Source organism: Rubrivivax soli (genome assembly GCF_049810355.1).
Classification (GTDB): domain Bacteria; phylum Pseudomonadota; class Gammaproteobacteria; order Burkholderiales; family Burkholderiaceae_C; genus Rubrivivax.
Genome location: NZ_CP187368.1, coordinates 2,303,525 through 2,321,711 on the forward strand (window position 1 = coordinate 2,303,525; position 18,187 = coordinate 2,321,711).

The following is an 18,187-nucleotide window of genomic DNA, read 5'->3' on the forward strand; positions in this document are numbered from 1 at the left end:
TGGTGGGGGTGGAGAAGGGTCAGAGGAACTGCACCTTGACGGCCATGTCGGGCAGGATGCGCGGGTCGTCGGTGAGCAGCTTGATGCGGGCGCGCACGGTGGACTTGGCGCGGTCGGCGTTGGGCATCACGCGCAGCACCTCGCCGGCGATGCGCCAGCCCTTGTGCGAGTACAGCTCGGCCTGCACCGGCTGGCCCGGCTGCACGCGCGTGATCATGTCCTCGTTGACGTCGACCACGATCTCCAGCGAGCCCATGTCGACGATGGTCAGGATGCCGGTGCGCGTGTAGCCGCCGCCGGCGCCGCCCGGCGCGACGATCTCGCCCAACTGCGCGTTGCGCGCCATCACCACGCCGTCGAACGGGGCGCGCACGATGAAGTCGTCGAGCACCTGCTCCTGGCGCACCACCTGCAGCCGCGCCAGGTCGACGTCGGCGCGCGCCGTGGCGAGGTTGGCGGTGGCGGTCTCCAGCGCCGTCTGCGCCTTGCTCAGCCGCGCCTCGCTGGTGAAATTCTGGTCGCGCAGCGTCTGCTCGCGCTCGCGCTCGCGCTGGGCCTCGCGCAGCTGCGCCTCGGCGCTCTGCTGGCGCGCCAGCGCCGCGGTGTGCTGGGCCTGCGCCAGCCGCAGCTGCGTCTGCGACTGCTCGTCGCCGATGCGCGCCAGCACCTGGCCGCGGCGCACGCGCGAGCCTTCGTCGACCAGCATCTCGCTGACCTGGCCCATCGTGCGCGCCGACACCGTGGCCATGCGCGTGGCGGTGATGAAGCCCGAGGCCTCGAGCTTGGCCACCGGCGCCGCCACCGCGGGCTGCAGCGGCTGCGGCGCCGCGGCTGCCGCGGGCGCGGCCTTGGCCTGCGCATCGCCCACCAGCGGCAGGCCGGGCACGCCGCCGCGCGCCGCCCACAGCCCGGCCAGTGCCGCGGCCTGCGCCACCAGCAGCACGGTGGCCCAGGCCGGCAGGCGGCGGGCGGGGCGCAGTGCAGCGACAGGTGCAGCGGCAGCAGCGGCAGCAGCCGGCGCGGCGGTTTCGCCACCGCGCGGCAGGCGCAGGCTGCGCAGCATCTGGCTGCGGCGTTCGGCGGCGGCGTCGCCGGCGGAGAGTGTCGTCGTCGTGGTCACAGCGCGGCTCCTTGACGTGTGTTCAACGTGCGCCAGGCCGGCACCAGCCCGCCCAGCGCGCCCACCAGCACGGCCGCCAGCAACGCCTGCACCAGCGCGGTGGCGTCCAGCTGCCAGTCGAAATGGATGCTCGTGAAGCCGCTGCCGACCGTCACGCCCTGCACGCCGTTGAAGGCGAGCCAGCCGATGGCCACGCCGAGCAGCGCGCCCAGCAGCGACAGCAGCAGCGCTTCCAGCAGCACGCAGGCCGAGACGGCCCGTGCGCTGAAGCCCAGCAGGTTCAGCACACGCAGGCTGCGGCGGCGCGCCTGCACCGTGATCGACAGCGTGTTGAAGGTGCCGGCCACCGTGCCCACGGCCAGCACCGCTGCCAGCGGCCAGCCCAGGTAGACCAGCAGGTTGTGCGTGCCGGCAGCCTGCTGCTGGAAGAAGGCACGCTCGGTCTGCACGCTGGTCTTGATGCGGCTGTCCTGCGCCACGTGCAGCGTCAGCGCGTCCAGCGCCGCCTGCGTGTCGGGGCCGGCCAGCTTCGCGCGCACCGACTGGAACTGGTTCTGGCGCCCGTAGGCCGCCTGCACCGCGCCGATGTCGGCCCAGGCCTCGCTCTCGAACAGCGCGCCGTCGAGCGCGTACACGCCCACCACCAGCCAGTCGCGCCCGGCCAGGCGCACCGTGCGGCCGAGCTGCAGCTCGGGGCCTTCGGCGGCGAGGCGGCGGCCGATGATCACCTCGTTGCGGCCGCGCTCGAACAGGCGGCCCTGCACCAGCGTGAGCCCCGGGCGCAGCGCCAGCCCCGGCGTGTCCATGCCGCGCAGCGTGACGTTGTGGCGCTGGGTCACGCTGCCAGCAGCTGCCAGGGCCTTGGCCACGCCCACGGTCATGCTGAACTCGGCCGACAGCTGCGGCACGCCGCCCTGCTGTGCGATGCCCGGCGCGCCGGCCAGCAGCGCGACCTGCTCGCGAGTGAGCCGGCTCGAGGCCTCGGAGTTGGCCTCCTCGGCCAGCAGCACGGCCACGTCGGTCTCGCCCAGGTTGCGCATGCTGCGCTGGTAGCCCTCGGCCATGGCCAGGAAGCCCAGCAGCACCAGCACCACCAGCATCACGCAGGCGACCACCGTGCTGCTGGCCCACTTGCTGCGCCACAGGCTGGCCATCGACACCTGCAGCAGCGCCGGCATCTGGCGCCAGACGGAAGCGGTTTGCATCGTCGTCTCTCCTCGAAGTGGGGGGTGGGGTCAGGCCTGGTCGATCGCCAGCGCCTGCAGCGGCCGCACGCGCAGCGCCAGCAGCGCCGGCACCAGCGCCGCCACCAGCGAGACGCCGATGGCGATGGCCGCGGCCTCGCCCAGCACGGGCAGCGGCAGCACGATGTCGGGCATGAAGTGCGAGAGCTTGCGCGTGACCAGCGCGTTGAACGCGGCGCCCAGGCCCAGGCCGGCGGCGGCGCCGACGATCACCAGCGCACCCGACTGCCAGTACACCAGGCGCAGCACGCGGGCGTGGCCCCAGCCCAACACCTTCAGCACACCGATGTCGCGGCTGGCCTGGCGCACCGCCAGCGCCAGCGTGCTGCCCACCACCAGCATCAGCGAGGTGAAGGCGGCGGCCACCACGGCCTGGATCATGAAGGTGACGTTGCCGAACTGCGCGAAGAACTCGGCGTGGAAGGCCTGGTCGGTGGCGCTGCTGGTGGGGTTGGCGCTGGTGGCGAAGTGCGCGTCGATCGTGTTCGCCACGTCGCCGATGGCGTGCCCCGGCAGCGCCGTCACCATGTACGAGCCCACCGTGTTGCGCCACAGGTCACGCGCGTCGTTCAGGTAGTCGTAGTGCGTGATGATGTAGTTGCGCGCGCCGCCGCTGTCGGCGGTGGTGAAGAAGCCCGAGACGCGGAAGCGCCAGGCCTTCTCGCGCCCCGGCGGCGCGAACAGGATGCTGCCCAGCGGCACCACGTCGCCCACCTTCCAGCCGTAGCGCTCGGCCAGCGGGCGCGCCACCAGCATGCCGTCCTTCTGCGCGTAGAAGGCCTCGGCGGCGGCGGGCTCGACCACCATGTCGGGGTGCTGCGCGATCCAGGCCTGCGGCTGCACCGCGAACACCATCTGCATCTGGCGCTGGTCCTGGTAGTAGGCACCCAGCCAGGTGGCATGGCCCACCGCGGCCACGCCGGGCAGCGCCTGCAGTTGTGCCAGGTGGCCCAGCGGCAGCTGCTCCATCACGCCCGACTGGTGCGTGATGATGAGCCGGCTGTTGGAGATGGACTCGTCGCCGCTGTCGAGCGAGTAGCGCAGCGAGCCCAGGATCGCGTAGGCCGCGAAGGTGATGGTGACGCTGCCCAGCAGCAGCCAGGTGCGCAGGCGCTGGTGGCGCAGCTGCTCCAGCACGATCAGCAGTTCCTTCATGACAGCACCTCGTCGGCTTGTTCGTTGGCGGACACGGCCTCGCGCAGCAGCGCGCGGGCGGTGCGCGCGATGCCGCGCGCCAGCACCACTTCCTGCGCCGGCACCAGGCCCAGGCGGTTGTTCAGCATGTGCAGCTGCGACGACAACATGCTCTGCACGCAGGCGCCCCAGGCGCCGGGGCCCTGCGCCGGCTGGCCATTGAAGGGCAGCACCAGGCGGCCGGTGGCGTGCAGCTCGGCCCACTGCGCGATGGCCGCCGCCACGCCGGCGCGCAGCAGCGCCTGCGGCGAGCGCTGGCCGGCGTCGCTGCCCCCGGCCGCGGCCTGCACCTGGCGCGCCAGCGCCTCGCACTGCGCGCTGCTCACCGCCGCCGGCACCTGCGCCAGCTGCTGCGCGAAAGCGCGTGTCTGCGGCGAATACGCTTCCCAGAAGGCGGCGTAGGTCTCGAAGAAGCTGGCCACCTTGTGCACGTCGGGCTGCCAGCCCAGCGCGAACATCGGCATCACGCTGGCGGCCTGGGCCAGCCGGCGCATGGGGTCGCCGCGGCTGGCGTGCAGCAGCGGCACGGCCAGCGTGCTGCTCAGGTCGAACAGGCGTTCGTTCACCGCCATCGCCGGCACGCCGCCGTAGCGCACCCACTCGGGTTCGTAGGGCAGCACCAGCACGCTGCCTTCGGCGTGCCAGGCCAGCGTGGCCGGGTCCAGCGGGCGACCGTCGAAGCCGTGGTGCGCGTAGTAGCTGTCGCGGCTGGGCGGCTGCGGGTTCATGTAGGCCGGCACCGCGGCGTGCGTGTTGGCCAGCAGCGCCGAGCGGGCGGCGGCCCCCAGGCCCTGCAGCCGCACGCGCAGGTGCGGGCCGCCGTCCCAGTAGCGCACGAAGAACCAGCTGCGCGCCTGGCGGGCGGCCAGCAGGGTCTGCACCTGCGGCGCCAGCCAGTCGAGCAGGAAGGCGTCGGCGCGCTGCGCGTCCGACAGGAAGACGTGCATCGCGAACCAGTCGCTGCCGTCGTCGTGGGGGGTGCTCGTCACGGGGGCCTCCTTCACAGTTCCCAGCGGGTGTCGGTGCTGCGGTCCTGGCCGCACATCACCTGGTAGGCGATGGGGCCGGGCAGCGCGAGATCGGCTTCCAGGCGCTGCTCGCGCAGCATGCGCAGCGGGCGCGCGAACAGGCCCAGTGCGGTGGCGGCCAGGCTGAAGTCCTGCGCCTGCGCGCCGGCGGCCAGGTGCAGGCGGCGCAGCGCGGCGGCCTCGTGGCGGGCCTCGGCGTCGGCGAGGTCCACGCACCACAGCGCGTGGCAGGTCATGGCCGCCGCAGTGTGGCGCACGCGCGGGCTGGGCATGGCGTCCTGCAGGCGCTGCGCCAGCGAAGGGCCGGCAGGCACGGGCTGCACGCGGCCGTGTTGGTCCAGCAGCGCGGGGCGGTCGTGCAGCCACAGCAGCAGCGGCTGCAGCGACGCCTCGCCCGGCAGCGCGTGACGCTGCGCCGCGATGCCGCGCCACAGCGCCAGCAGCTGCGCGCAGGCGTCGGCCAGCAGCGGCGCCAGCCGCGGCGCGAGGCCGGGGCGGTCGTTGCCCGAGCGGCGCGCGCGCATCAGCGCCAGCAGGCCCTGGCGATGCGCTGGCTGCGCGGGCACGGCCGGCGCCTGCGCCGCGGGCGGCTCCAGCGGCACGGCCGGGCCGACGGCTGCGCCCTGTGCCGCCAGCGCGCCCAGCTGCGTGAAGCGCTGCAGCAGGTCGGCCGCGGGCCGGTGGTCGGCCACCGCGGTGGGCAGCGCGGCCTGCGGCAGCACCAGCGGGCCGGCCGGCGGCGTGCAGCGCAGCGCGCAGCCCACCGCTTCCAGCGGCTGCAGCAGCGGCGCGGCAGCGCGCAGCGCGGCGGGGTCGTGTTCCAGCGGTTCGGCCGCCCAGCCCAGCGCGCGCGCCAGCAGCTGCGCCTGCGACTGCGCCATGCCGGCCTCGAGCAAGGTGTTGAAAGGCGCGAAGTCGCCGTAGCGTTCTGCCAGCGACCAGAACCGCGCCACGCCCAGCAGCGCCAGCGTGTGCGTGCCCAGCAGTGCGTCGGCGCCCCGCAGCAGGCCGACGTCGGCCAGCGCGTGGTGGTCCTGCGCGTAGCGCCACACCTGCACACCCTGCTGCACGCGTTGCAGCACCAGCACGCTGCACGGCCAGGCGCAGCGCGGCGACGGCACGGCGCGGTGCACCGGGTAGGGGTTCAGCGGCTGGTAGCTGATGGGCGCGGCCAGGTGGCGCAGCAGCACGGCCAGGCCGGTGGCGGTGTCGAGCCCTGCCGCCGGTGCAGACGCCCCGCCGGCGATGAACTCACCCAACGCCAGCAGCTCGCGCGGCAGCTGCCAGGGCAGCGCGTGCAGCGCCTGCTGCACCACCACACGCGGCGCCTGCGCCATCGCCGCGGCCTTGTCGGGGCCGAAGGCGGGCACCTGCAGCTGGTCGAGCCGGCGGTAGGTGCCCAGGCTCCAGGCTTGGTGCAGCGACAGCGGGGCGGTGGCGGCGTGCATGGTGGTGGCCGGTGGTGGTGGTCGCAGGTCAGGGGAAGTTGTGCGGATCGGGATTGATCTGCGCCGCCGTGATCGCCGCCAGCCCGCGTGCCGCACGCGCCGCGTTCACACGCGCCAGCGACACACGCCGGTGCTGGTGGCCGAAGGTCACCGGCGTCAGCCCCGGCGCCAGCACCTTCACGCAGTGCAGGCCCATCGCCTCCATCGGCGCGTAGGTCTGGTTCACGACGATCAGGTCACGGGCCACACCCAGCGCCTGCGCGGCGCGGCGCTGCAGTTCCGCGCGCAGGTCGGTCGGCGTGCTGGCCGCCGCCGCGTCGGGCAGCACCGGCGGCTGGCCGTCGAACAGGAACTGCAGCCGCGGCCAGGTCTGCGGCAGGCTGTACAGCAGCACGTGGTCGCTCATCTTCTGCACCGCGTGCGGGTCGGCGGCCAGCTGCAGCGCGCGCTTGCGCTGCGGCGGCAGCGAGCGCTGGTAGACGCCGATCGAGGTCGTCACTTCCACCAGCGCGCTGAACAGCGCCTGCTCCCAGCGGAAGTGCCCGGCCGAAGCGCAGTAGCTCTTCACCGGCGCGTCGTCGCGCGGGTCGACGATCAGCGCCCACACCAGCGGCAGGTCGACGTCGAGCCGCATGTCGAAGGCGTGCACCTCCAGGCCCTGCGCGCGGCTGCGCGCCAGCAGCGCCTGCACGCGCGGGTCCTGCACCGCATCCAGCGCGATGGCACGCGGCGCGATGCGGCCGTACCAGGCGGTGAGGTAGGCGTCGCGCTCCAGCACCTCGAACAGGCCGTAGAGCACGGCCTCTTCGAGGCAGCCGCCGAGCGCGCAGCCGCTGGACGAGTCGTAGACGAAGCGGTTGACCGGGCGCTGGCGCGTGTCGGGCAGGCGGTAGTACACCATCTGCTGCGGCACCAGCACCGGCCGGTCGTGGCGCATCGAGTGGCCCCAGCACCAGTCCATCTCCAGCGCCTCGCTGTAGGGCTCGTAGCGGTAGCCGGGCGCGTCGATCTGCTCGGCACCGTGCAGCACGAAGTCGCGCGGGTCCACCACCGCACCGGGGTGGCGGCGCGCCACGTCCTCGAAGCTGCCGCGCACGCTGGGCGCGTGGCGGCGCGGCTCGTGGCCGCAGAAGCGTTCCAGCACCTCCAGCATCGCCACCATCTCCGAGGTCTCGCGGCCTTCGTTGCGGCCGTAACCGACCTCGGTGCCCTGGCCGCGCGTGAAGGCCATCTCGGCCGCCGCCATCGGCATCAGCTCGGACGACAGGTCCTGGAACACGTGCTTGACCAGCCCGCTGCGGCGGTCCAGGAAAGCCTGGCGCAGCGCCGTCGGCGAGAGCTGCGGGTTCGGCACGCGCGTGGCGCCGGGGGCCAGCGGCCGCGGCTGCCAGGCGATGGCGGCGCGCGCCGCGGTGTCGGCCGGCAGCGCGTGGCCGTGCGTGCACTGCGGGTGCGGCAGGAAGCGGTGGTGGCTGCTGGACAGGCGCTCCCACTGCAGCCGGCGCGTGCTGCCGGCCAGCGCCAGTGGTGCGGCCAGGGCCTGCGCCAGCAGCTGCGTGAACACGGCCTGCGCGGCCGGGGCCAGCGGCGCCTGCGACGCCGTGCGCAGCGCGCCGGGCGTGGCTGCGGCCTCGCACCAGTGGCCGCCCTGCTGCAGGTTGTGGCTGAGCCAGAGTTTCTGGCACCCCAGGCAGCCGTGGTCCGTGCCGTCGACGTAGGGGCCGAACTGCGCGCTGCCGGGCTCCAGCAGCACGAAGAGCACGGCAGCTCCGGCGTCCAGCGCGCGCTGCTGCAGCGCCAGCGCGTCGTGCACGCGCCAGGCGTCGCACAGCACGAGCCAGTGGTCGCCGGCGGCGGGCGTGGCGTCGAGCGACTGCACGGACGTGGCGCCGAGCTGCCGCTGCGCCAGCGCCTGCAGCGCGGCGCTGCTGCCGTCGTGCGCCAGCAGCCAGGTGCGCACGGGCGTGGTGGCGATGGTGGCGTTCATGCCTGCACTCCCGACAGCAGCACGGCGTGGCCGCAGACCACCCCTGGGGGCAGCGCCAGCTCGTGGGCGCGGCGCCAACGCACCAGCGGCAGCACGGTGGCGCTGGCCGTGGCGTCGAGCGCCGGGGCCGGCTGCCACTGGCCAGCCTGCGGGGCGGCCAGATCCCAGACCGTGCCGCGCGAGGCCCGGTCCGCACCCACCTGCAGCAGGCTGCAGGCCTGGCCCACGGCCTCGGTGAGCGCGGCACGCGGTTGCGTGTCGCAGGCACTGCCGGCCAGCGTGTCGCCCAGGACCACCTGCGCCACGAAGGCCAGGTGCTGCGGGTGCCAGTGCAGCAGGAAGCGCGGCGTGCGCGTGTCGAAGTGGCGCAGCAGCTGCCGCAGCAGGTGCAGCACGCCGTCGTCGGCGGGCGCCGGCTGCAGCCACGCGGCGTGGCGCTGCTGCACGAAGGCCGGCGACGCTGCCACCGCGTGGGCCAGCGCCAGCGCACGCCAGCGCTCGTCGCCGAAGGCCGTGACCCACGGTGCGGCGGCTTCAGTCGGCAGTGCCGCGCGCGCCAGCTGCGTGACGGCGGCGGCCAGCGCACGCGTGCCGGCCTGCTCGGCATTCAGTCCCCAGCCTGCCACCGTGTGCAGGCCCGCGGCCGCACTGCGCGGCGCGCGCACGGCGATGGCGTCGTGGTACAGCGGCAGCTGCGGCAGCGCGCCCTGCCCCGGAGGCGGAGCCACCAGCGGGCCGGTGAGGCGGTCGAACCACGGGCTCAGGTCCAGGCGCAGCTGTTCGTAGCTGGCCAGCGTGCGGCCGGGCGGCAGTTCCACCTGCACCGCGTGAGCGCCGGGGGGCAGCAGCTGCAGCGCCGTGCCGCCGGCGCCCAGCAGCGGGTGCCGCGTGATGTCGAGCCAGGGCGACACGTGGTGGGCCTGGCGGCGCAGGCGCGCCACGTCGAGGTCGAAGTGCCAGTCCAGCGCCTGCTGCGCCGCCACCGCGCCCAGCAGGGCCAGGCTGGCCGGGCTGTGGGCCGCGGCCGTGCCGTCGTCGGCCGGCTGCCACTGCAGCAGCTCGTGCAGACCGGCGACACCGTCTTCGGCCTGCGGTGCCACGAAGGCATGGCCGCCGAAGCGGGCGGCGGTGATCGCGGGCACCGCGTGGCGGCGTGCGGCGGCGTCGAAGGCCAGCGCGGCGGCACCGGCATCGGCCGCGTCGCTGGCGAAGAGCGCGAGCGCGGCGCCGTCGAAGTCTGCGTCGGTCCAGGCGGCGGCCTGCACGTCGGTGCGCTGGCCGTGCATGCCGGTGCCTTCCAGGTGCTGCTGCAGCATGTCCGCGGGCACCCCGCCGCCCTGCACGCGCAGCCGCAGCGTGCCGGCGCCCGCGTCGGCCAGCGCACGGGCGGCGGCGCGCAGCGCGTGGCCGTCGCCGGCCAGCAGCACGGTGGCCTGGCGCCACGCGGCCAGCCGCGGCCGGTACTGTGCCGGCGTGCTGCGGTCCTGCAGGTGCTGCACGAAGGCGCGCAGCGGTGCGGGGGCGTCGGCCTCCAGCAGCAGTGCGCGGTCGTCCCGGTCGTCGATCAGCATCCCGTGGCCGTGCAGCGCCGCCAGCAGGCGCCGCACCAGCGGCTGCAGCCGCGTCGGCAGCGCCTGCTGCAGCTGGCCCAGCGTGGTGCCCTTGTCCATCAGGCCCAGCACGCGCGCCACCAGCGGCCAGGTGCCCGCGCCCTGCAGCACGAAGGCGCGGCTGCCGGCGTCGAAGGCCACGCCCTGCGGCGTGTCGCGGAAGTACACGTGGTTCTTCAGCCGCAGCGTGGCGGCGGGGTCGGCGGCCGGCAGCAGCGGCACGGCCTCGGTGCCGACGTCAGGGGTGGTCAGGGTGTTCATGCGCCGATCTCCGCGGTGGTGGTGTCGGTGGTGGTCTCGCCACCGGCACGCAGGCCGGTGATGTCGCGCCAGCTCACGCCCAGCACGCGTTCGACGCCCGAGGCCACCAGGTGGCACAGGCAGAACTTCTGCATCGGCGACACCGCCAGCAGCGGCAGCAGCGTGTAGAAGAAGTTGACGCTGGTGCGGTAGGCCATGATCTGCGGCGTGTTCATCGCCCGCATGCCCTGCGGCTGCGCCAGCGCGCGGCCGATCTCGCTGGGCACCTTCGACAGCATCAGCTGCTGGTAGTCGGTGGGCGTGACCCGCGTGACCTCGCCCTGCAGCCGCGCGAAGGTCTCGTCGGCCAGCAGCACCTGGTAGTTCAGGCGCACGATGCGGCGGTTGTCCTCGGCCGCGGCGGCGATCACGGGCTGCCACCGGCGCAGCACGCTGCGGTGCGCGTCGGGCAGCGGCACGGCGTCGATGTCGCCGGCGATCACCGCGCGCAGCACCGCGTCGACCTGCGCCGCCAGCCGCTGGTCGAGCGCATCGAAGCGGCGGCGCAGCTGCGCACCCTGGTCGTAGGCGGCGAAGAAGTACTCGGCGTGCGAGCGGAACGACACGTAGCCGCGCGACAGCCCGCCCAGCTCGTAGGTCTGGCCCGTCATCGCCAGCATGGCCAGCAGCGTGAGCGTGAAGGCATCGCCCTGGTCTGCCGATGCCTGCCCGGCGGCCTTCTCGCGCAGCAGCGCCAGCGTCAGCGGCAGCGCGGCGACCTGGAAGTCCTCGCGGGCACGGCCGAACTCGGCCAGCTTCAGCGTCTTCGGCCGCTCGTAGGTGGCGCGCGTGATGCTGTTGTTCAGCAGCAGCGTGCCGGCGCCGGTGTCGGGGTCCAGTTCGGTCAGCGCCAGCTTCTGCGACAGCGCGGCGTAGGCCACCGGGTCCAGCACCGTGGTGCTGGGGTGCTGCTGCAGCCAGCTGCCCACGTGCTGCTGCACCAGCGGCAGCACCTGCTCGCGCAGCGCGCGGTCGCTGCAGTGCACCACCAGGTCGAGGTGGGGGCCGTGCTTCCAGTGCGGCAGCAGCATCACGCGGTCGAGCGCGTGGCGGCTGCGCAGCTCGTCCAGCAGCGCCTGCACCGGGCCCAGCAGCAGGCCGCGGCGGTCGTCGTCGAAGTAGGCGATGCGCACGGCCTGCCAGCTGTCCTGCGTCTGCGGTGCGGCCAGGCGCTGCGGCACGGTGCTCAGCTCGAACTGCAGCTCGGCCACGTGGTGCCGGCCTTCGATGGCCACGTGCTGGTCGTCCAGCGCCGGCAGCACTTCGGTGCAGACGATGGAGAAGCGGTTGCGCTTGAGCATGCGCTGCAGCAGCCGCACCCCGCGCGGGCTCGCGAACTTCACGTGGAAGGGCTTGAGGTCCTTGAAGTCGATCTCGTCCCACTTGAACTGCATCGCCGCGCCGGGGTCGCCGCCGGCCTCGGGCACCGGCATCGCACGCACGAAGACTGCGGCCGGCAGGCCGATCTGCGCGCGCCAGGCCTGCAGCGCGATGAAGAAGTCCTCCGACGCCAGCTCGGCGTCGGGCAGCAGCGCGGGCGGCACGATCCAGGTGCGGCGCGCCAGCACCACGTCGCCCAGGCTGACACGCGGCACGTAGGTGACGCGCTCGCCGCCGAGCAGGCCGCGCTTCATCATCGGGCCGATGGTGAAGTTGTTGATGCCCTCGGTGTACGCCAGCGCCAGCACACGCTGGATGCGCGGCAGCAGCATCGGCATCAGGAAGCCCTGGTACCAGACGTCGACGTCGCGGCCGTCCTCGGTGCGGAAGCGCACCATGTGCTCGCGCGCGTCGTACACGAGGCGCAGCTTGTCGATCTCGAACTTCTGCGTCTCTTCCCAGTTGGCGGCGAAGGGCGGCACCACCAGTTCGTGGTCGGCCATGCGCGGGTGCTGGTTGGCGTTGAAGCCGAACACGCCCGGCAGCTCGGCGAACAGCGCGCCTTCGCTGCTGTTGACGAGGTAGTCGCGCACTTCCTGCAGCGCCGGTGCGTCGAGCACCTCCATGAAGCGCGACATCAGCGCGCCGCGGCCACCGAAGACCTGGTTCAGCACGAACAGCGGCCGGCCGCCGCGCGTGGCCATCTGGCCCACGTAGCTCTGCGAGCCGCCGCGCTGGCGCACCGGCGCGGGCAGCATGTCCACCAGCGCCTGCAGCGCACCGGCGTCGAGCTGCACGTCGTCCGGCTGCTGCAGCAGCGGCGTGATGAGGTCGTTGAAGGCTGCACGCGCGCGGCTGAAGGCCTGGCTGACGGCGGTCTCGGGCGCACGCCGCGCGGGGTCGGGCGTGTGCGTCATGCTGCCGAGCGCGTAGACGCCGTCGAAGGCCTTGATGAAGTCCAGCGGCGTGGTGCACACGCCGTCGGCGCCGTACTGCGCCAGGAAGAAGTCGGCCAGGTTGCACCGCGCCTGCTGCGTGAAGCTGACCAGCGGCGACAGCGCCAGCAGCAGGCCCAGGTCGTCGGCGAAGGGCTCCAGCAGCTGCGGGCTCAGCCGGCCCTGCAGTTCGTGCAGGTAGCAGTTCTCGAAGAAGGCGGGGTGGGCCACGGCCGCGTGCTCGGGCGCCTGCAGCGCGGCGCGCAGCGCGTGCACCTCGTCGCGCACCGTGCCCACCAGCGCGGCGCGCTGCGCCGGCACCGCACTGCAGAAGTCGTGCAGCGCCTGCCGGATGCGCTGCAGATGGGCGCGGCTGGCGGTGCCGGGCTCGCCGGGCAGGCCGGCCAGCAGCGTCTCGGTCCAGACCAGCGGATCGATCTGCTCCCACTGCGGGATCTCGGGCAGCAGCAGCCGCAGGTCGTACAGCTTGGCCAGCAGCCCGCGCACGGCGTCGGGGTTCAGCTTCGGCGCCAGCTTGCACATGGCGGTGACGAGGTCGGCCTCGTGGATGGCCTCGAAGCTGCGCTGCGCGTAGACGTGGTGCAGGCAGGCGACCACGGCGTTGACGTTGATCTCGGCCACCGCGTCGCCGGTGCCCCAGCTCTTGCCGCTGCCGGTGTTGCCGGCGGTCACGGTGCGAAAGCGCGCGCGGCCGTTCTCGAACACGGCGCTGGGGTTCATGACCAGCGGGAACAGGCTCGCCGACAGGGCGTAGTTCCCCAGCAGCGGCGCCAGGATCTGGCGCATCAGCGCGCCCTTGAGCGACACGCGGCGGTCCAGCGCCGCGCCGTAGTCCAGCGCCCAGCTGGCCAGGCCGCCGCTGCCGGCGGCTTGGGGCTCCCAGCGGCCGGTGTGCAGCACGGTGAAGGTCGACAGCGGGCTGGTCTTGCTGGCGCAGCGCGCCAGGTACTGCACGAAGGTGTCTTCGAGCTTGCGCCGCACCTTCGGCGCCAGCGTCTTGCCGCGGCGGCCGGCCAGGGCCTCGAAGTCGGCGTACAGCTCGGGGTTGCTGTAGCTGATGGCGTCCTGCAGCCGCGGGGCGTCCCACAGCGCGGGCAGGCGGGCGCCGGTGGCGTCCATCTCCTCGGCGTAGGCCTGGCGGATGCGGGCGTCCATGCCGGCCAGGGCCTGCGTGTCGGCGTTGAACTGCGCCAGCGCCGCCAGCGTGGCCGCGTCGAGCAGGCCGCTGAGCGCGGCCACCTGCTCGGGCTTGGCCGGGCGCAGGTTGTGCACGGCACGCTTGAGGTTCAGCGCCGCGCGGCCCAGGTCGCGGTCGTCGCAGCCCTGCACCACACGCTCGAGCTTGGCCACCAGCGCCGCCGACTGCCCGGCCAGCGCCGTGCGCAGCCGCTGCTGCTCGGCCAGCGCCGCGGCGGTGGCGCCGGTGTCCAGCGCGTCCAGCAGCCGTGCCGGCTCGCCGGCCACCCGCATCACGTAGCGCGGGTGCAGCAGCATCGGGCCCTGGCGGCCGTTCAGCGTGAGCATGGGGGTCATCGTGTTCCTCCGTGGTGCTTGTGGTGCGGTGCGGGCGGCCGGTGCTTCAGGCGGCCGACCAGCGGAAGGCGCGGCGGGCGACCAGGGCGCAGACCAGGCCCAGGGCCAGCAGCACCAGCGTGGGCTGCAGGCCGGCGGGCGTGAAGTACTCGCCGCGCCAGCCCAGGCGCAGCACCTCCACCGCGTGCGTCATCGGCACCAGCAGCGAGAGCTTCTGCACGATGGCCGGCAGCTGGTCGAGCGGGATGCTCGCGCCCGACAGCAGCAGCATCGGCTGGAAGATGAAGGTGCCGGCGTTGAAGGCCGCGTTGGCGGTCTTGAAGAAGGCGCCGATCAGGAAGCCCATCGAGAACAGCGCGAAGGCGCACACCACGATGGCGCTGGTCAGCTCCAGCAGCGAGGTCCTGGGCAGCTGGTGGAACATGTACCAGCCCACGAGCATCATCTCGACGAAGCCGATCATGAAGATCACGAAGGCCCGCGAGATCGCCGACAGCCACACCGCGGACATGTCCAGCGGCGTCACCAGCAGGCGCCGGAACAGGCCCATCTCCTTGTAGATGACGAGCACCGGGCCGACGTTCATCAGCGCCACGTTCAGCAGGATCAGCCCGATGAAGCTGGGCGTGTATTCGTCGTAGTAGCTGACGGCCTGCTCGCCGTAGGTGGCGTGGCCGTACATCATGCCGAAGAAGCCGTACATCAGCGCCGGCAGGCCGAGCGTGAAGACCAGCACCAGGCGGTCGCGGAAGGCGAGCCGGAAGTCGAGGCCGAAGTAGGCCTGCAGAGCGGTGTTCATCACGCCACCTCCATGGCTGCGGTGCGGGCGAAGTGGCCGTAGGCGTCGTCGAGCGACTGGCTGCCGGCCGGGGCGCGTTCGATCAGCTGCTGCGCGCTGCCGGCAGCGACCAGGCGGCCGTTGCTGATCATCAGCACCACGTCGGCCAGCGCCTGGGCCTCGTCCATGTAGTGGGTGGTGAAGAGCACGGTCTTGCCGCGCTGGCCGAGGCGGCGGATGAGCTCCCAGAACTCGCGCCGCACGATCGGGTCCAGGCCCACCGTGGGCTCGTCCAGGATCACCAGCTCGGGGTCGTTGATCAGCGCCAGCGCCAGCGCCACGCGCTGCTTCTGGCCGCCGCTGAGCTTGCCCACGCGCTGCTCGTACACCGGCGTGAGCGCCATCTCGTCGGCGAGCGCGTCGATGTCGACGCGGCTGTCGTACAGGCGGGCGAAGAAGCGGAAGTACTCGCGCACGGTCAGCAGCTTGAACAGCCGCGTCTCCTGCAGCTGCACGCCGATGCGGCCGACGTGGCCGCGCGGGTCGCGCACGACGTCGTGGCCGAGCACGTGCACGCTGCCGCTGTCGGGGCGGCGCAGGCCCATCAGGATCTCGACGAAGCTGCTCTTGCCGGCGCCGTTGGGGCCGATCAGCGCCACCGTGGTGCCGCGTTCGACGGTGATCGACAGGCCGCGCAGGGCGCGCACGCTGCCGTAGGTCTTGACCAGGTCCCGCACGTCCAGGGCCGGCGTGGCCGGTGTGGCGGAAGGGGTCGGATGTGCTGGGGTGGTGCTCACGGTGTGACTCCGCTGGGGTGGAAGGAATGGGGCCCCGCCGATGCGGGGCCGCCAGGTTGCGACAGGCTTGCCGCGCGACAAGCCGGTCGCAGGCAGCCGCCGCGTCAGGCGGCTTCGAGCGACACGCAGCAGCTGCTGGAGCCGCAGGTCGAGCAGCTGCCGCAGGAGCTGGAGCCGCTGGAGGCGCCCGTTTCCGGCAGGGCCAGGGCGTCCTTGACGGTCACGACTTCCAGGCCTTCGACCGTGGCGTCGCTGACGTCGATGTCGTCGAAGGTCACGTCGTTGGTTTGGGTGGGGTTGGTCATTGCATTCCTCGTCTGTGGCTGAAAGCACCATCCTTCGGGGTGAACCGCGCTGCCGAATGGCAAGGCAGCGCGGGTCGGCGGCGAAGCCGCCGATCCGGTTGCTCAGCCGCGCTGCGGCAGGTGGGCGGCGAGCAGGCCGTCGAGCCAGGCGCCGGCGGTGCCGGGCAGCTGCGCCAGCAGGCCCGCCGGCAGCGCCTGGCGCGGCGCCTCGGCAGCCACGGGCAGGGCCTGCACGGCGGCGATGTCGTCGTCGCTGGCGGCCCACCAGGCGGTGGCGGGGGTGCCGGTGGGGCGGTGGCTGCGGCGGCTGCTGACGTGGCGTTGGGCGGTGGTCATCTCGATCTCTCCTGCAGCGCTGTGGTGTGCTGCGATGGGATGCATGATCGAAAACGCGGGCCTGGCGGGCTACTGTCAATGCCTGCAGCGCCGCAGCGGCCCGACTGTCAACCTTGACAGTTGCCGCGCGGCGCCGCTGCTAGAGTCGGCCGCGATGCCAGCCACCGCACCCCCCGCCGCCTCTGCCCCCGCCCGCCGCACCGCGCTCGTCACCGGCGCCTCGTCGGGCATCGGCGCGGCCTTCGCCGAGGCCCTGGCACAGCAGGGCCACCAGCTGGTGCTGACCGCCCGCCGCGCCGACCGCCTGGAGGCGCTGGCTGCGCGGCTGCGCAGCACGCACGGCGTGCCGGTGCACGTGCTGCCGGCCGACCTGGCCGACCCGCTCGCATGCGACGCGCTGGTGGCGCAGCTGCAGGCCGCGCAGCTGCAGGTGGACGTGCTCGTCAACAACGCCGGCTACGGCGTGCCGGGCAGCTACCTCAGCGCACGCTGGTCCACGCACGCCGACTTCCTGCAGGTGCTGGTGACCAGCGTGGCGCAGCTGACGCACCTGCTGCTGCCGGGCATGCAGCAGCGCCGCTACGGGCGCATCGTCAACGTGGCCTCGCTGGCCGGGCTGGTGCCGGGCGTGGCAGGCCACACGCTGTACCCGGCGGCCAAGGCCTTCCTGGTGAAGTTCTCGGAGTCGCTGCACGCCGAGGTCAGCGCACGCGGCGTCTTCGTGTCGGCGCTGTGCCCGGGCTTCACGTGGTCGGAGTTCCACGACGTGACCGGCACGCGCGCGAAGATGAACGCGATGCCGGCGTGGATGTGGATGACGGCCGAGGACGTGGTGGCCGAAGGCCTGGCCGCGGTGCAGGCCGGCCGGCCCGTGTGCGTGCCCGGGCGCGTGAACCGCGCGGTGGCGACGCTGACGCGGCTGCTGCCGCCGGCGCTGGCGCGGCGCCTCGTGCAGCGGCGCTCGGGCAGCTTCCGCGACAGCCGCTGAAGCGCCGCGGCGCCGGCACAGACGCCGGCACAGACGCCGGCACAATGGCCGCGTCGCCCCAACGCCCAGGTTGCGCCATGCCGACGATCCGCGCCTTCTTGCCGTGCAGCGCCGCGCTGCTGCTTGCCGCCCTGCTCTGCGCGCTGCCGGCAGGCGCCCAGCCCGCCGCCCCGACCGACTTCGAACTGGAGCTGTGGCGATCGGCCCAGCGCTACGACACGCCCGCGGCCTACCGCGCCTACCTGGCGGCGTTTCCGCAGGGTGCCTTCGCGGCGATGGCGCAGGCGGCGCTGGACCGGCCCGCGGCCGGCGGCGCACCCGGTGGCGCCCCCGCCACCACATCCGGCAACACGCCGGCCCCGGCCACGGTGGCCCGGCTGCAGGGCACGGCCACGTCGGGCAGCACCGCGCTGCCGGTCGGCACGCGGCTGGTCGGTCCCGGCGTCGTGACCGTGGGCGCCATCGGCGTGCGGCGGCAGCTGCTGGTGCCGGCCGGCGACTGGATCCTGCTGGCGGCGGTGGACCACCGCACGCCCGGCACGGTGCAGGTCAGCCTGGCGACGCTGGCGCTGGGCCAGTTCTCGGGCCGCGAACTGCGCAGCCTGCTGCTGGTGGACTTCAACCGCCGCGGCGTCATCATTCCCGGCGGCTCGCTGCAGGCACAGCAGGCCATGGGCGTGCTGCCGCGCTGGCCCGAGGCCGAGCGCTGCGAGGCCGCGACCGGCAGCGAGCTGCTGCTGGACGTGGGCAGCACCCGCGGCGTGCGCCACTGCACCGCGCTGCGCCCCGAGACCGACTGGCGCCGCCACCTGACCGCCGTGCCCGAGCTGCCCGAGGCGCTGGACAGCGCGCTGGCAACGCTGGGCGCCAGCACCGTGCCGCTGCCGCTGCCGCTGCGCAGCGAGCTGCACATCACCGACACCCGCTACAACCACATGGGCTACACGCGGCTGGACGCCGCAGCCGTGGGCGCGCCCGCGGCCCGTGCGGAGTGGCTGCGCCGCTTCGCGCCGCTGGCCCTGCAGGGCTACGCGCGCGACCTCGAAGCCGAGGACCTGCTGCCCGACCAGCCCGGCGCCGCCGGCATCGCGCTGCCCTTCTGACGACGCCGGCCGCACAGCCGGCGGGTTCCCCCGCCTTGCGGCCTGCTCACCGTGCGTGTCAGCATGGCCCGGCACTTGCT

14 protein-coding genes are annotated in these 18,187 nt (G+C 73.7%); 2 read left to right on the forward strand and 12 right to left on the reverse strand.

Annotated elements, in window-relative coordinates:
• Positions 1-19: 19 nt before the first annotated feature.
• The 12 genes from ACPOLB_RS10390 to ACPOLB_RS10445 all read right to left on the reverse strand — a co-directional run bounded on the left by ACPOLB_RS10390 (position 20) and on the right by ACPOLB_RS10445 (position 16,016).
• Positions 20-1,120: an efflux RND transporter periplasmic adaptor subunit gene (locus tag ACPOLB_RS10390; protein ID WP_425261283.1), complete on the reverse strand. Its 1,101-nt coding sequence runs from the start codon at positions 1,118-1,120 to the stop codon at positions 20-22.
• Positions 1,117-2,325 carry an ABC transporter permease gene (locus ACPOLB_RS10395; protein ID WP_425261284.1) on the reverse strand — a complete coding sequence of 403 codons (1,209 nt, stop codon included), beginning with the start codon at positions 2,323-2,325 and terminating at the stop codon, positions 1,117-1,119. The genes ACPOLB_RS10390 and ACPOLB_RS10395 overlap by 4 nt, the downstream gene beginning before the upstream one ends.
• Positions 2,326-2,355: 30 nt before the next feature.
• Complete coding sequence (locus ACPOLB_RS10400) at positions 2,356-3,519, reverse strand: ABC transporter permease (protein WP_425261285.1); 1,164 nt, start codon at positions 3,517-3,519, stop codon at positions 2,356-2,358.
• Positions 3,516-4,547, reverse strand: coding sequence for a thiopeptide-type bacteriocin biosynthesis protein (locus ACPOLB_RS10405; protein WP_425261286.1), 1,032 nt, complete (start codon positions 4,545-4,547; stop codon positions 3,516-3,518). Before ACPOLB_RS10405 ends, ACPOLB_RS10400 begins: the two co-directional genes overlap by 4 nt.
• An 11-nt stretch (positions 4,548-4,558) precedes the next feature.
• Positions 4,559-6,034: a hypothetical protein gene (locus ACPOLB_RS10410; RefSeq protein WP_425261287.1), complete on the reverse strand. Its 1,476-nt coding sequence runs from the start codon at positions 6,032-6,034 to the stop codon at positions 4,559-4,561.
• 28 nt (positions 6,035-6,062) lie between these two features.
• Positions 6,063-8,021: a TOMM precursor leader peptide-binding protein gene (locus ACPOLB_RS10415; protein ID WP_425261288.1), complete on the reverse strand. Its 1,959-nt coding sequence runs from the start codon at positions 8,019-8,021 to the stop codon at positions 6,063-6,065.
• Positions 8,018-9,892, reverse strand: coding sequence for a hypothetical protein (locus ACPOLB_RS10420; protein WP_425261289.1), 1,875 nt, complete (start codon positions 9,890-9,892; stop codon positions 8,018-8,020). The genes ACPOLB_RS10415 and ACPOLB_RS10420 overlap by 4 nt, the downstream gene beginning before the upstream one ends.
• Complete coding sequence (locus ACPOLB_RS10425; protein WP_425261290.1) at positions 9,889-13,800, reverse strand: lantibiotic dehydratase; 3,912 nt, start codon at positions 13,798-13,800, stop codon at positions 9,889-9,891. The genes ACPOLB_RS10420 and ACPOLB_RS10425 overlap by 4 nt, the downstream gene beginning before the upstream one ends.
• 46 nt (positions 13,801-13,846) lie before the next feature.
• Positions 13,847-14,599, reverse strand: a complete 753-nt coding sequence (locus ACPOLB_RS10430; RefSeq protein ID WP_425261291.1) for an ABC transporter permease — start codon at positions 14,597-14,599, stop codon at positions 13,847-13,849.
• The gene (locus tag ACPOLB_RS10435; protein ID WP_425261292.1) at positions 14,599-15,375 is read right to left on the reverse strand and encodes an ABC transporter ATP-binding protein; all 777 of its coding nucleotides are present in this window, start codon (positions 15,373-15,375) and stop codon (positions 14,599-14,601) included. Before ACPOLB_RS10435 ends, ACPOLB_RS10430 begins: the two co-directional genes overlap by 1 nt.
• 104 nt (positions 15,376-15,479) lie before the next feature.
• Positions 15,480-15,680: a thiazolylpeptide-type bacteriocin gene (locus ACPOLB_RS10440; RefSeq protein WP_425261293.1), complete on the reverse strand. Its 201-nt coding sequence runs from the start codon at positions 15,678-15,680 to the stop codon at positions 15,480-15,482.
• Positions 15,681-15,782: 102 nt separating this feature from the next.
• Positions 15,783-16,016, reverse strand: coding sequence for a hypothetical protein (locus ACPOLB_RS10445; RefSeq protein WP_425261294.1), 234 nt, complete (start codon positions 16,014-16,016; stop codon positions 15,783-15,785).
• A gap of 154 nt (positions 16,017-16,170) precedes the next feature.
• Here ACPOLB_RS10445 and ACPOLB_RS10450 point away from each other — a divergent pair, with 154 nt between their 5' ends.
• Positions 16,171-17,004 carry an SDR family NAD(P)-dependent oxidoreductase gene (locus ACPOLB_RS10450; protein ID WP_425261295.1) on the forward strand — a complete coding sequence of 278 codons (834 nt, stop codon included), beginning with the start codon at positions 16,171-16,173 and terminating at the stop codon, positions 17,002-17,004.
• 77 nt (positions 17,005-17,081) lie between these two features.
• Positions 17,082-18,107, forward strand: a complete 1,026-nt coding sequence (locus ACPOLB_RS10455; protein WP_425261296.1) for a hypothetical protein — start codon at positions 17,082-17,084, stop codon at positions 18,105-18,107.
• Positions 18,108-18,187: the final 80 nt, after the last annotated feature.

What these genes read in the sequence shown, in the direction of transcription:
- ACPOLB_RS10395 (WP_425261284.1), bottom strand. Translation starts at nt 2,325, where the DNA reads ATGCAAACCGCTTCCGTCTGGCGCCAGATGCCGGCGCTGCTGCAGGTG.
- ACPOLB_RS10400 (WP_425261285.1), bottom strand. Translation starts at nt 3,519, where the DNA reads ATGAAGGAACTGCTGATCGTGCTGGAGCAGCTGCGCCACCAGCGCCTG.
- ACPOLB_RS10410 (WP_425261287.1), bottom strand. Translation starts at nt 6,034, where the DNA reads ATGCACGCCGCCACCGCCCCGCTGTCGCTGCACCAAGCCTGGAGCCTG.
- ACPOLB_RS10415 (WP_425261288.1), bottom strand. Translation starts at nt 8,021, where the DNA reads ATGAACGCCACCATCGCCACCACGCCCGTGCGCACCTGGCTGCTGGCG.
- ACPOLB_RS10420 (WP_425261289.1), bottom strand. Translation starts at nt 9,892, where the DNA reads ATGAACACCCTGACCACCCCTGACGTCGGCACCGAGGCCGTGCCGCTG.
- ACPOLB_RS10425 (WP_425261290.1), bottom strand. Translation starts at nt 13,800, where the DNA reads ATGACCCCCATGCTCACGCTGAACGGCCGCCAGGGCCCGATGCTGCTG.
- ACPOLB_RS10430 (WP_425261291.1), bottom strand. Translation starts at nt 14,599, where the DNA reads ATGAACACCGCTCTGCAGGCCTACTTCGGCCTCGACTTCCGGCTCGCC.
- ACPOLB_RS10440 (WP_425261293.1), bottom strand. Translation starts at nt 15,680, where the DNA reads ATGACCAACCCCACCCAAACCAACGACGTGACCTTCGACGACATCGAC.
- ACPOLB_RS10445 (WP_425261294.1), bottom strand. Translation starts at nt 16,016, where the DNA reads ATGACCACCGCCCAACGCCACGTCAGCAGCCGCCGCAGCCACCGCCCC.
- ACPOLB_RS10450 (WP_425261295.1), top strand. Translation starts at nt 16,171, where the DNA reads ATGCCAGCCACCGCACCCCCCGCCGCCTCTGCCCCCGCCCGCCGCACC.
- ACPOLB_RS10455 (WP_425261296.1), top strand. Translation starts at nt 17,082, where the DNA reads ATGCCGACGATCCGCGCCTTCTTGCCGTGCAGCGCCGCGCTGCTGCTT.